Raw genomic sequence first — 13,798 nt, 5'->3', positions numbered from 1 at the left:
GGAGGGAGGGAGTGCATGAACAGACGCATCCTATGGGCAGCCCTGACCGGGCTAATGGTCCCCTATGTGGGCACACTTGCATGGACAGGCACCATCCGGGGGGAGGAGCTGCACTATGAACAGCAAAAGGAAGTATCGGGAAAACGCAGGATCCTGCTGGACCGGAGCAGCGGTTCTTATTATATGGACATAGAGGAGTATCTTCCCGGGGTCATTGCCAGGCAGATACCGGTTGATTATGAGCCGGAGGCGTTAAAGGCCCAGGCAATCATTGCGCGCACCTACATCTGCCGCCAGATGGAGGCGGCCGGGGAAATGGATGAGATAGCGGAGTCGGCCCTGGACATGGACTATGTGGAGGCGGACCAGTTAAAAAGCCTGTGGGGCACCAGCCGTTTCCCTGAGTATTACAGGAAACTGGAAGGTGCGGTAAAGGCCACTTCCGGCATTGTGATGACCTACGAGAACCGCTGCATTGACCCCATGTTCTGCCGGGCCACGGCAGGCATGACGAGGAAGGGGGATTTTACCCACCCTTACCTGGAAAACGTGGATTGTCCGGGGGATGTGGAAGCAGAGGGATACATGCAGATTGCCACATTTTCCAAAGATGAATTCGTGTCCCGTATCAACGGGATTCCGGAAGGGGAAACAGGCGCCCGCTCAGTGGACGCGTCACAGATCCCGGATTCCATACAGATTGTGTCCAGGGACACGGCGGGCTATGTGGACCAGATACAGATTGGAAATGCCGGCTATTCCGGCGAAGAGGTGCAGTATGCCCTGGGACTCCAGTCCGCCTGCTTTACAATGGAAAGCTATGAGGACCAGATCCGGGCGGTGGTAAAGGGCATCGGACACGGTTACGGCTTAAGCCAGGCAGCTGCCAATGAGAAGGCAAAGGCCGGCTGGAAGGCAGAAGATATCCTAAGTTATTTTTATAAAAATATTACTTACATTTCTGAATAAGTCGCCCTGGTTTGGTAAGAATAGTACCGAGGTGATAAACGTGAAAGAGAAAGTAAACCAGATGCTCAAGGATAAGTTATTTCTTGTCATGCTAGTGTTAGGCCTGCTGACTATTGTAGCCGCAGCAGGTGTCATTACCGTACAAAGAGGAAAAGGTACTGAGACAAATCCATACCTTGAAATGCCCCAGCCAGAAATGATTGCCCAGGAAACCACGCCGGAAACCGCCCAGGTGGCAGGCGCATCCGATGCAGTCAAGGATTCACAGAAGGTTACCCCGGCTCCTACCAAGGCAGCTGTGGCAAAGAACGAGAACCAGGGCAATGACCTGGCAGCAGAAGCAGGCGCCGGCAAGGATGCGGCAGACGCGCTGGTGCTTAACTTTTCAGACGCCAGCAGGATGCAGTGGCCGGTAAGAGGCAATGTGCTTCTGGATTACAGCATGGACCAGACCATTTATTTCCCTACCCTTGACCAGTACAAATGCAACCCTGGAATCGTTATCCAGTCAGATGTGAGCACGCCGGTGGCAGCGCCAGCCAATGCAAGGATCCTGGAAGTGGGAAGCAATGAGGAAATCGGCAACTATGTTGTCATGGACCTGGGCAATGAGTACACCGCAACCTGCGGACAGCTTAAGGAAGTATGCGTGGCCCAGGGAGAGTACCTGAAAGAGGGACAGACCCTTGGCTATGTGTCAGAGCCTACCAAGTATTATTCCGTGGAAGGCGTCAATGTATTCTTTGAGATGAAGCATCAGGATAAGACAGTGGACCCACTGGATTATATGCAGTAAAGCGGACAATGTGTGAGCAGGAAACCGGCAGGGAAACCAGCCGGTTTTTATTTTTCCGTTCCATGCTATCCATCCGGTACTTAAAATGAGATGAAAGAAGTCGGGATACATGGTAAAATATCTATCGTCCAAACGAAAGGAGGGCAGGCCATGGAATGGAATGAAAAACTGCAGCTCATCATAGACCATGTGGAACACAATCTGCAGGCCAGGGAAGAGCCGGTTGACAGGGAAGAGATATCAAGGATAGCAGGCTGTTCCTTTGACTTTTTTCAAAAAGTATTTTCTTATATGAATGGGATGGGGTTTGCTGAATATATCCGCTTCCGGAAACTTACGCTGGCAGGATACGATCTGAAAAGCACCGACATGAAAATCGTGGATATAAGCTATAAGTACGGATATAACTCGCCCACGTCATTTACAAAAGCATTCCAGCAGTTTCATGGCATCCCCCCAAAGGAAGCACGGGAAAATGAGGTGAAGCTGCGCGTGATGCCTAAATTGCAGATTGCGCAGAGACGGCAGTTTTCATGGCAGGTCCAGAGGAAGGCCGGATTCCGGCTCATTGGGAAAACCATACGGGTTTCCTGTGCGGATGGGGAACATTATGAAAAGATACCCGGGTTCTGGAATGAATGCCAAAAGGACGGTACCTATCCGGTCCTGCGTTCCCTGGACACGGGCGCGCAAAAGGGGATGTTCGGCCTGTTCAGCCTTTGCGGTGGGGACATGGATGAAATAGAATATTCGATTATGGTCATATCAGACAAAAGCCTTCCCCCGGGGCTGACCGGACGGGAACTGCCGGAACAGACATGGGCTGTTTTTGACTGCAGGGGCCCGGTGCCCCAGGCAATCCAGGAGGGCTGGAAATACCTTAACGGGGAATGGCTGGTAAGATATCCCTTCCGCCACGCGCCATGCCCGGAACTGGAATGGTACAGTGACGGGAATCCGTATGGTGAGGATTACCTGAGTCAGATATGGATACCGGTGACAGGAGGAAATGAAAATGGTACATTTGGTTTATTGTGATAATGCAGGCAAGAAGGGTGAAAGGGTATTGGATAAGATATTGTCCGGTACAAAGACAATGATTGTGCGCGGGGCAGCGGGAAGGAAAATACCCCACAGCCGGGTTTTTGAGGGGGAACGCCTTTATTTCATTGAGAAGGGAAGTTCCTGGATTACGGCGTCCGCGGTAGTGAAGGCTGTACAGAACCATGTAAAATTATCTGAAGAGGAAATCACGGAAATCCTTGAGGAGAATCAGCCCAAATTGAACCTGACTGAGAAACAGAAAACACGATGGCACAAGAAATGTCTATGCCTGGTTGAGTTAAAAGATGCAGGGGAAATCACTCCTCTTGCCTTTGACCACCAGGGGAATATGGATGACTGGCTTATACTCGAAAAAATCGAGGATGTGGTGGTGGGGACAAGCATTCCATATAATTATGAGAAATCAAGGTTTTAGCTTTGTATCACTTGCCCTTCACATAATATGCCAAAAATACCAGATATAGTTTTGGTGCTTCTTAAGAAATTTCAGAGTTTTATAATAATTTGTTCATATTCGGTTCAGAGGCACCCATTATACTGGAAAGAGAATACAGGAAGAAGGAGTGAAAATATGAATATATTATTTTTCCTGACTCCTAAAAGTGACGTGGCGTATATAAGTGAAGATGATACGTTAAGACAGGCTTTGGAGAAGATGGAACACCATAAGTATTCCGCCGTACCAATTGTCAGCAGGACAGGACGTTATGTGGGCACGCTGACCGAGGGGGACCTGTTATGGGGGATTAAGAACCAGTTCAATCTGGATTTGAAAGGGGCAGAGCGGATACCAGTGACCGCAATCCGCCGCCGGTGTGACAACCGTCCGGTCAAGGCGGACGCAGATATGGAGGATCTGATCGGAAAGGCCCTGAACCAGAACTTTGTACCGGTTCTGGACGATCAGAAGTGTTTTATAGGAATCATTACCAGGAAAGATATCATCAAATATTTTTATCAGAAGTGTGAGACGGTAAAGGAACAGGCCAAGAATTGCCTGGACCAGGGAGAGAAGGAACATAAGAAGACAGACCTGTCCGCGGTGGTCAAGCTTCGCAGCCAGGAAAGCGCTTTGGTATGATGATTGTATGTTGATACGATGATTATACATAGAAGGGAAGCGGAACCGGTGATCTTTAAGAGGTCATCGGTTTTTCTTAATGGGGGAAGGATTATATGAAAATAGGAGAATTTTCGCGTAAGTTCCAATTGCCGCAGCACACGGTACGGTACTATGCAGAGCTGGGCCTTCTGGTTCCCGAAGTAAGGAACCGGCAATATTATTTTAATGAGGATTGCGAAGCCGATATGCGGCTGATTGAAAAGTCAAAATCAGCCGGATTTTCATTAAAAGAAATACACCAGATATTATCCCTGCGCCGGCTGTCTAATTTTGCAAGCCCAGAGGACAGCCGGCTGTTGCAGCGGTACGTACAGAACCGTCTTGGGGAGCTGGAGGATGAGAGGAAGGTTTGGGAAACCAGAAGACTGCGGATTGAGCGGCGGATAGGGGAGTTGGAGACATCTTCTGCCCCGGAACCCTGAACCTATGGAGGTATGGGCATGAAAATTCATGAATTTGCCAGGGAGAACCGGATTTCAGTGAGGACCGTGCGTTATTATATCCAGCTGGGCCTTCTGCATCCCGGTAAAATGGACGGACAGCTGTATTTTGACCAGGCATCCAGCCTGGAGCTTAAGGAAATCCTGGAACTTAAAGGAGATGGATTCCTTCTGCAGGAGGTTGGGGAGTGGCTTGCATGGGAACGGGATGACGGTATGGAGCTGCAGGAGAAAAAACATCGTAAACTGACTCTTCTCAGGCAGGTGCACAGGCGCATCTGCCAGGAGGAACAGCGCATTGCCCAGGCGTGCCATGCGCTGAAACAGCAGTTCGATGAGCTGGAACAGGGGATGGGGCATAGAAAAAGGGGAATCCCCCTGGAAATGCTGTCCCTGCTCTGCTGCCCGCGGTGTGGTGGGACGTTTACATATGAAGATGCCAGGATTGCGGAACTGGAGCTGGAAAGCGCCCATGTATCATGCAGCTGCGGTTATCATGCCGGGATATGCGGCGGCATTTACATTGGCGGGGAACAGGAAGACGGACTGAGGATTGTACCAATAGACAGGAACAGGGAAACCTACGGGCGTCTGAAACCGGATGGGGTCAGCCAGCTGCAGAAGAATTTTTACTGGATCCTGAAACAGATTCAGGACCAGCCCCTGAAAAATAAAGTAGTATTGGAAAATTTTGTAAACACAATCTGCTTCCTGAGCACGGGAATCCTATACCTGGATCCGGATGCATTATATATCATCGCGGATTCGGATCTGTCAGTGATACGGGATATTAAGGACATGATAGAAGCCATGGACAAAAACCACAAAATCCTTTATCTTGTGGACAGCACCCTGTCCTATCCTTTAAGGAAAGGAGTGGTGGATATTGTGCTGGATTATTTCCATACGGAGGTTGTCCAGGGCTTTAACCTGCCATCCCTTGAGCGTGCCATGCTGCCATTTGTCCATAAAGGAACCCGCGCCGCAGGTATTTTTACTTATATAAAAAAAGGCAGCAGGACACTGGCCAATAACAGACGCATGTTTCCTGATTCTTATAAAGACAGGTTCATACTGAAGGCGCTTAAGGATGAATTCCGGTCATGCGGCCTTGGGATAATCAGGGAATTGGATGAAAATGTCCTGACCTACTCAGTGATTGAATCCTACGGAGAGGGGGATCTGCTGGGGGAGTATTGTTTTTTGGCAGAGTACAGATGAGGACTTTTACAGTCAACTTTAGATTTTTAATAAAAAGACTTGAAATTTCATGTTGACAGTATGTCTATGTCATGGTGTTTAATTAGATTCAGAAACAGGAAGCGCGCATCCCTGGATTCAGTCAAAATAAAAGCACATGACAAGGAGGTCCTTTTATGGATAAGGGGAAGGAACAGGGGAATGGACAACCGGGGGAACTGAAGAGGAAGCTTGGGTTAGGGGCAGTGGTTTCCCTGGGAGTCGGCACGGTAATCGGCTCAGGTATATTTTCTTCGGTTGGTGAGGTGGCTGCCGCATCTGGCTGCGCAGCCATAACAATCCTGGCATTCATTATAGGAGGCATCATCATGATACCTCAGAACATGGTGGCTGCTGAAATCACGGCTGCCTGTCCGGATGACGGGGGATTTTATGTTTGGTTCAGGGAAGCAGGGAGCAGGCCGCTGGCATTCCTGTGTGGATGGACTACGTTCTGGGGAGGGGACCCGCCCTCCTATTCCATCATGGCACTGGCGCTGGCGGATTATATTGCATTTTTCATTCCGGGCATTGCCGGCATCGGTATTAAGCTGCTGGCAACCGCACTGATCGTGGTATTTATGGCCATCAATATGCGTTCCGTGGAAGTGGGAGGAAGGTTCCTTACATTTATGACCAGCTTCAAAATGCTCCTCTTTGCACTTCTTATTGGGGTGGGCCTGTTTTCCATGAATAAGACCATGATCAGTGCGCCGGCCGTTGAAGGTGCGGCAACCGGATTCAAGGCCCTTCTGGCAGGCGTTTCCGCTACCACCTGGTCCTATGCGGGAATGGCAACCGCGTGTTCCATGGCAGGTGAGGTGAAGAATCCTGAGAAGACCATACCAAAGGCACTGATCATCACTGTGTTTGTGATCATTGCCATCTATACCAGTCTGGCTGCTGCTGTCACCGGGCTTCTTCCGATGAAACAGCTGGTCAGCTCATCCGCACCTGTGGCAGAGGCAGCCGCGCAGATACCGGTTATCGGCTCAGCCGCCGGGGTCATTACCGCGTTTATTGCAATCGTGGTTATCATAGCATCATTGCACGGAACCATCATGTGCCAGCCAAGGATTGAATACGCCATGGCCAAGGACGGCCTGTTCTTCCGGAAATTTGCAGAAATCCATCCCAAATGGGAGACACCGGCTAACTCCATCATGTATTCCTGCGCGGTTTCCATCATACTTGTGTTTGCAGCTGATATCGGCGCGCTGATGGGGTTCTTCTCCTTTGTTGCCCTGTGTAAGAATGCCCTTTCATTTGCAACCATGTTCAGCCTGCATAAAAAACCGGGCTATGACCCATCCTGGAAATGTCCATCCTGGCTGCTCATGACAATTCTTTCCGTGGGCGCAAATGTCATCCTTCTGGTATCCACCTTCCTGTGGGCTCCTTATAAAAGTCTGTTCAGCGCTTTTGTAGTAGTAGCCACCGGACTTCCGGCCTATTATTTCTGGGAAGGAAAGAATAAAAAGGAAGGCAGGGCGGCATGATGGATGAACGGACATTTGCCCTGAAAGGGACGGTTGTATATACAGAGGAAAAAGAAAGTTTCATCTGCTTTGAACAGGCATACATTGTATGTGAAAATGGGCTGTCAGCCGGGGTTTTCCCGGAACTTCCAGGGCAGTACAGGGATATTCCGGTGAAGGATTACGGCAGCCATGTCATAATCCCGGGACTCTGCGACATGCACCTCCATGCGCCGCAGTATGGATTCCGTGGGTTAGGACGCAATATTGACGCGGATGGATGGGGAACCTGGTTTGATATATATGCATTTCCTGAGGAAAGCCACTACAGGGATTTGGACTATGCATATAGGGCATACGACCGTTTTACAGGGGACCTGATGAAGACCACTACCACGCGGGCGGTGATGTTTGCCACCATCCACAGGCCGGCCACGGAACTGCTTATGTCCCTTCTGTATCAAAAAGGGTTTGCAGCATATGTAGGAAAAGTGAATATGGACCGCAATTCCATGGATGGCCTGATTGAGACAGCCCGGGAAAGTATTCATGAGACAGAGCAGTGGCTGTTGGATTGCCATGGATTATATGGCTCGGTGAAGCCAATCATTACTCCGAGGTATGTACCTACCTGCTCCGGCAGTCTTTTAGAGGGACTTGGCAGTCTGGCGGCCCGGTACAAGGTTCCGGTCCAGTCCCATCTGTCTGAGGGGCTGGATGAAATCAAGTGGGTGAACGAACTGGAGCCGGGCCTTCAATGTTATGGAGAGGCATACGACCGGTATGGGCTTCTGGGGTCAGAGGTTCCGGCAGTCATGGCCCACTGCGTGTTCCCGAACCAGGCGGAGATGAAGCTGATGTCAGAGAGAAATGTAATGGTTGCCCATTGCCCGGAATGTAATATGTTTGCAGCCAATACCGCTCCAATCCGAGAGTATCTCAATAATGGCATTGCCGTGGGACTTGGCACGGATATGGCAGGCGTGGGGCGCCTTGAGATGTTCCAGGTAATCAAACACGCAATCCTGGCGTCCCGTGTAAGATGGGGAGCGGAAGAACGTGAAGGAGACCCGGACGCCCCCATGAAGGGACTTTCCTGGTCGGAAGCATTCTATCTGGCCACAAAAGGAGGAGGCAGTTTTTGGGGAAATGCAGGAAGCTTTGAGCCTGGATACCTGTTTGACGCAGTGGTTTTGGATGATACTTCCATTGCGGACCTAAACCGGCGTTCTGCCTGTGAGAGGATTGAGCGGCTGATACAGGCAGGGGATGACAGGAACATCGTGGCGAAGTATATCGAGGGGAAATCCGTATACCATATATAAAAATTAAATCCATACTTTTAAGGAACAGATGGTATGGGAACAAAATCAGAACCAAACGTCTATAAGGGCTTTTTGGTTCTGATTTTTTATCTGTTCCATGCCGTTATGGCAAGGGCGGGATTCCATATATACGCATTCCCCAAATAGGTTTTGATGACAATCAGCGGTCCAGGCAAACTTCCCTCTTGACACATCCAGCTTATTATGCAACAATAGTTACACAACATATGTTGCATAAAAAACCAAAAAAGAAGGATGGACCCGCATGCCGCCAAAAGCCAGAATAACCAAGGACATGATATTACATACCGTCTTAGACATCACAAGAGAAACAGGATTCGGGACAGTCAACGCCAGAAGCATTGCAGCCAGACTGCAATGCTCCACCCGTCCGATTTTTACCTGTTACGAAAACATGGACGAATTAAAGGCCGGATTCCTGGAATATGCATATGGATATTACGAGCAATATGTAACCGGTTATGGGAATTCCGTAAAAGTCAGCCCCTATCTCCTCCTGCCCCTGTCCTACATAGAATTCGCCCGGGAAGAAACCCATTTATTCAAGCTTCTTTTCATAAACGACATGGATTTAGACATGTCAGAAGCAAAAGACTTCTACAAAGAAGCCGGCAACGAAAAAAAGGCGGCCTTGTTTTCCAAGGCTATAGGAGTGGAACCAGAGCGGGCAAAGGTAATCTATTTAGACCTGTTCCTTTACACCCACGGCATGGCAGTCCTGACAGCAACCAAAAAGCTGGCACTGAGCAGGACCAGCGCCGAGACAATGCTGACAAATTTTTTATCCGCATTCATAAAACCGGAAAATCCGGACTGGAACCCCTCCATCTGACGGCGCCAGCCCACTGCCCCCAACGCAGATATCAGGCATCATCCATCAGCATATATGTACCGTATGACCCTATTCATAAAAGGAGCAGCCCATGAAAACAGACCAATACATAACAGATTTTTATAACCACTATGACGAGGATGCCCGTCTGGCCTCAAAACACGGCTCAGTAGAATTCCTCACCACCATGCGCTACATCCAGGCATACATAAAACCCGGTTCCCGCATCTTGGAAATCGGCGCCGGGACCGGCCGCTATTCCCATGCCCTTGCGCGCCAGGGCTACACCGTTGACGCGGTAGAACTGGTAGACCGCAACATAGAAATATTCCGCCGGAACACCCAGCCAGGCGAAAACATAACCATCGCCCAAGGCAATGCCACGGACCTGTCCGCCCACCCGGACAGCCAATACGACATCACCCTTCTGTTAGGCCCCCTGTACCACCTTTACAATACGCAGGACAAACGCCAGGCCCTAAGCGAAGCAATCCGTGTAACCAAAAAGGGCGGTAAGATATTTGCAGCCTACGTCATATCCGACGGCTGTCTCCTGGATGAAGGATTCAACCGCCAGACCATCAACGTCGCGCAATACATAAAAGAAGGCTTAATCGACTCCCGGACATTCGCCGCCAGGTCCCAGCCCAAAGACCTGTTTGAACTTGTCCGCAAGGAAGACATCGACCACATAATGTCCGTATTCCCCACAACCCGGCTCCACTACGTCGCATCCGACGGCTGCGCCCTCCTGATACGCGAATCCATAGACGCCATGGACGCCCGGCAATTTAACTTATACATGCAATACCACTTCGCCACCTGCGAACGCAAAGATGTCCAGGGCCTGACAAGCCACGCCCTGGATATCTTCCAAAAATGACCCACCCCTCACCGTCACAACCCTACTCCCCTATGGATGAGTATTCCCCCTAAGTCACGGCCGGAATACACAGTCTGCGAAGCGGGGCAGGGCGGGCGGCGGCGGGGCGGACGCATAGTGGAGGAGGCCGCAGCTTCTTAGGGCCTGGCAGCCGGAAAGGCGGGGGTGGATTCCTGCATCAAAGCAGGAATCCAAGGTGCTCTGAGCTGAGAAAGCTCTTCAGAGTTTCTCAGCGAATAGCACCGATCCCCCGTCTTTCCGGCTGTCAGGCCCTTAGAAGCTGCCCCTCCGGAACTCCGCGTCCGCCCCGCCGCCGTCCGCCCTGCCCCGTTTCGCAGACGTAGCCTCCCCGCCACCCGCCCCACATTCATGAAATTTGCATCAAAACAGCAGACAAACCCAAAAAAAGATGGTATAATATCGCCAGACATTACGCTGCGCCAATTCGTTGATACGTCAAAGTGCGACAGAGACAGGGCCGCAGGGAAAAGGAGGTCAGACAAAATGATATGGGCAAAAGAGGAAACAATGTCCAGAGCGGAAATTGAAGCCATTCAGTTAACCCGCCTGAAGGAAGCGGTGACCCGCAACTATGAGAGGGTGCCCGCTTACCGTGCCAAGATGGAAGCTGCCGGTGTGAAGCCGGAAGACATACAGACCCTGAAGGACCTGGAAAAACTTCCATTTACAACAAAGCAGGATATGAGGGACAACTATCCTTACGGCCTGTTCGCAGTGCCCAGGAAACAGCTGCGCAGGATCCACGCGTCCAGCGGCACGACCGGCAAGCCGACGGTCGTGGGTTATACGGAAAATGACCTGGAAGTATGGAAGGAGTGCGTGGCCAGGCTTGCGGTGGCTGGGGGCGCGACGGATGAGGATATTGCCCAGATCTGTTTTGGCTATGGCATGTTTACCGGCGCCCTCGGCCTTCACAACGGATTGGAAAAGGTGGGCGCGGCCATTGTGCCTTCCTCCACCGGCAATACCCAGAAGCAGCTTATGTACATGAAGGATTTTGAGACCACGCTGTTAGTGGCGACCCCGTCCTATGCCATGCGGATTGCGGAGGTGGCCCTGGAGATGGGGATTGACCCAAAAAAGGACCTGCATGTAAAAAGCCTGGTGCTGGGAAGCGAACTGATGACCGAGGCCATGCGGGGCGAACTGCACAAGGTCTGGGGGGAGGATGTGAACCTGACCCAGAACTACGGCATGAGCGAACTCATGGGACCGGGGGTATCGGGGGAATGTCTTGAGCTTAAGGGCATGCACATCAACGAGGACCATTTTATCGCCGAGGTAATTGACCCCAAGACAGGACAGGTGCTTCCGGCAGGGGAGAAGGGCGAGCTGGTCATTACCTGCATCAGCAAGGAGGCGCTTCCCTTAATCCGCTACCGTACCAGGGATATTACACGGCTCATGTATGAGCCATGTCCATGCGGCCGCACCACGGCCAGGATGGAGAACCTGTCAGGCCGCACGGATGATATGCTGAAGATCCGCGGCGTCAATGTGTTCCCGAGCCAGATTGAGGAAGTGCTGATTAACACGGAAGGAATTGGACCCAACTACGAGATTGTGGTGGACAGGAAGAACCATTCCGACCTCCTTACCATAAAAGTAGAAGTAGAGGCAGAGAGCATGATGGACTCCTACGCTGCCCTGGAGAAGCTGGATTACAGCCTGCGGGAGAAAATGCGCCTGATGCTGGGCCTGGATGCCAAGATACAGCTGGTATCCCCCAATACCCTCCAGCGTTTTGAGGGTAAGGCCAAACGGGTAACGGACCTTCGCGCTGACAAGGACGGGGTCTGATAAAATGCAGGCAGATACATACCATTGGAGATTACAGTGAAAGGAAGGAAGATAAAGTGTCTGAGAAAAAAATATTACTTGGCAATGAAGCCATTGCAAGAGGCGCCTATGAGGCGGGGGTAAAGGTTTCGGCCGCATATCCGGGAACGCCCAGTACGGAAGTGAGCGAGTCCCTGGCGCAGTATGATGAGATTTACGCGGAGTGGGCCCCCAATGAGAAGGTGGCAACAGAGGTGGCAATCGGCGCGTCCATCGCAGGCGTGCGTTCCATGTGCGTCATGAAGCACGTGGGGATGAATGTGGCTGCGGACCCGCTTTATACAGCGGCCTACACCGGCGTGAGAGGCGGAATGGTGCTGGTGGTGGCGGATGATCCCGGCATGTACAGTTCCCAGAATGAACAGGACAGCCGTATGGTCGCAAGGGCTGCCATGGTTCCTGTGGTGGAGCCTTCCGACAGCGCGGAAGCAAAAGAATTCATGAAATATGCTTATGATTTGAGCGAAAAATACGACACCCCGGTCCTTCTGCGAAGCACCACCAGGCTGTCCCATTCCCAGGGACTGGTAGAACTGGAGGACAGGGCGGAACCCTTTGATATCCCGTATGAAAGGGATGTTGCCAAATATGTGATGATGCCCGGCAATGCAATCAAGCGCCATGTGGTGGTGGAAGCGCGTATGAAACAGCTGGCAGAGGATGCGGATGGTCTTCCCATCAACCGGGTGGAATACAACGACCTGTCCGTGGGCTTTATCACCAGCGGGATTGCATACAACTATGTGAAGGAGGCAATGCCTGAGGCGTCCGTGTTAAAGCTGGGGCTTTTGAATCCGCTTCCAAGAAAGCTTATTGAGGAATTTGCGGCAAAGGTGGATAAGCTTTACATATTCGAGGAGCTGGAGCCGGTTGTGGAGGAACAGGTCAAGGCCTGGGGAATCCAGAAAGCGGTAGGCAAGGAGATATTCACGGTCCAGGGCGAGTACAGCGCCAACCTGATCCGTGAGCGGGTGCTGGGCCAGACACTGGAGGTTGACCCTGCGGCCCAGGTTCCTGCAAGGCCGCCCATCCTCTGTCCGGGATGTCCCCACAGAAGCGTGTACACCGTGCTGAACAAACTGAAGATCCACGCGGCAGGGGATATCGGCTGCTATACATTAGGCGCGGTGGCGCCCCTTAGTGTCATTGACACCACCATCTGCATGGGCGCCAGCATCAGCACCCTTCACGGTATGGAGAAGGCAAAGGGCAAGGATTACATCCACAACTGGGTAGCCGTGATCGGCGACTCCACCTTCATGCATACGGGAATCAACTCGCTGATGAACATGGTCTACAACCAGGCCACCGGCACGGTCATCATCCTGGATAACTCCACCACAGGAATGACGGGTCATCAGGACCACGCAGCCACCGGCAAGACCTTAAAGGGCCAGGTGGTGCCTGCCATCAATATCACAGGGCTGTGTAAATCCCTGGGCATTGAACATGTCTATGAGGTGGATGCATTTGACCAGAAGGAACTGGAAACAGTCATCAAGCGCGAGGTGGCAAGGGAAGCTGTCTCCGTCATCATCACAAAGGCGCCCTGTGCCCTGTTAAAAGGCATCAGATTCCCCAACAAGTGCAGGCCGCTGTCCGACCGGTGTAAGAAGTGCGGCGCATGCTTAAGGCCCGGATGTCCGGCCCTCACCAAGAATGAGGACGGGACCATTTCCATTGATGAAACCATGTGTAATGGCTGCGGCCTGTGCATGCAGCTTTGTAAATTCGATGCAATCGAGCAGATAAAGGCGGGTGAATAAT

Annotated in this window: 13 protein-coding genes; all 13 read left to right on the top strand. The window is 51.4% G+C overall.

What is annotated here, in order from left to right:
- Positions 1 to 15 precede the first annotated feature (15 nt).
- The 13 genes from MCJ35_RS18720 to iorA all read left to right on the top strand — a co-directional run bounded on the left by MCJ35_RS18720 (position 16) and on the right by iorA (position 13,797).
- Positions 16 to 969: a SpoIID/LytB domain-containing protein gene (locus MCJ35_RS18720; protein WP_025485919.1), complete on the top strand. Its 954-nt coding sequence runs from the start codon at positions 16 to 18 to the stop codon at positions 967 to 969.
- Between the two features lie 40 nt (positions 970 to 1,009).
- A complete protein-coding gene (locus MCJ35_RS18715; protein WP_025485920.1) occupies positions 1,010 to 1,765 on the top strand; it encodes a M23 family metallopeptidase in 756 nt (251 codons plus the stop codon).
- 150 nt (positions 1,766 to 1,915) lie between these two features.
- Positions 1,916 to 2,803 carry an AraC family transcriptional regulator gene (locus MCJ35_RS18710; RefSeq protein WP_025485921.1) on the top strand — a complete coding sequence of 296 codons (888 nt, stop codon included), beginning with the start codon at positions 1,916 to 1,918 and terminating at the stop codon, positions 2,801 to 2,803.
- Positions 2,781 to 3,245: a hypothetical protein gene (locus tag MCJ35_RS18705; RefSeq protein WP_025485922.1), complete on the top strand. Its 465-nt coding sequence runs from the start codon at positions 2,781 to 2,783 to the stop codon at positions 3,243 to 3,245. The genes MCJ35_RS18710 and MCJ35_RS18705 overlap by 23 nt, the downstream gene beginning before the upstream one ends.
- A gap of 156 nt (positions 3,246 to 3,401) precedes the next feature.
- A complete protein-coding gene (locus MCJ35_RS18700) occupies positions 3,402 to 3,911 on the top strand; it encodes a CBS domain-containing protein (RefSeq protein ID WP_008719176.1) in 510 nt (169 codons plus the stop codon).
- Between the two features lie 95 nt (positions 3,912 to 4,006).
- A complete protein-coding gene (locus MCJ35_RS18695) occupies positions 4,007 to 4,375 on the top strand; it encodes a MerR family transcriptional regulator (RefSeq protein WP_025485923.1) in 369 nt (122 codons plus the stop codon).
- Between the two features lie 18 nt (positions 4,376 to 4,393).
- Positions 4,394 to 5,614 (top strand): MerR family transcriptional regulator, encoded by a 1,221-nt coding sequence (locus MCJ35_RS18690; RefSeq protein WP_025485924.1) that lies wholly within the window; start codon positions 4,394 to 4,396, stop codon positions 5,612 to 5,614.
- Between the two features lie 155 nt (positions 5,615 to 5,769).
- On the top strand, positions 5,770 to 7,131 hold the full coding sequence (locus tag MCJ35_RS18685; protein WP_025485925.1) for an amino acid permease: 1,362 nt from the start codon (positions 5,770 to 5,772) through the stop codon (positions 7,129 to 7,131).
- Entirely contained in the window at positions 7,128 to 8,435 is a 1,308-nt protein-coding gene (locus MCJ35_RS18680) for an amidohydrolase family protein (RefSeq protein WP_051400666.1), read from the top strand. Before MCJ35_RS18685 ends, MCJ35_RS18680 begins: the two co-directional genes overlap by 4 nt.
- A 265-nt stretch (positions 8,436 to 8,700) precedes the next feature.
- The gene (locus MCJ35_RS18675; RefSeq protein ID WP_008719171.1) at positions 8,701 to 9,288 is read left to right on the top strand and encodes a TetR/AcrR family transcriptional regulator; all 588 of its coding nucleotides are present in this window, start codon (positions 8,701 to 8,703) and stop codon (positions 9,286 to 9,288) included.
- 91 nt (positions 9,289 to 9,379) lie between these two features.
- Positions 9,380 to 10,171: a class I SAM-dependent methyltransferase gene (locus MCJ35_RS18670; RefSeq protein ID WP_025485928.1), complete on the top strand. Its 792-nt coding sequence runs from the start codon at positions 9,380 to 9,382 to the stop codon at positions 10,169 to 10,171.
- Between the two features lie 504 nt (positions 10,172 to 10,675).
- Complete coding sequence (locus MCJ35_RS18665) at positions 10,676 to 11,992, top strand: phenylacetate--CoA ligase family protein (protein WP_120057752.1); 1,317 nt, start codon at positions 10,676 to 10,678, stop codon at positions 11,990 to 11,992.
- A 56-nt stretch (positions 11,993 to 12,048) separates the two neighbouring features.
- Positions 12,049 to 13,797, top strand: coding sequence for an indolepyruvate ferredoxin oxidoreductase subunit alpha (gene iorA / locus MCJ35_RS18660; RefSeq protein WP_008719163.1), 1,749 nt, complete (start codon positions 12,049 to 12,051; stop codon positions 13,795 to 13,797).
- Position 13,798: the final 1 nt, after the last annotated feature.

Source organism: Enterocloster sp. OA13, from assembly GCF_022440595.1.
Taxonomy (GTDB): Bacteria; Bacillota; Clostridia; order Lachnospirales; family Lachnospiraceae; genus Enterocloster; species Enterocloster hominis.
Note: the sequence above shows the minus strand (reverse complement) of the source record. Positions and strands in the feature narration are given on the sequence as shown.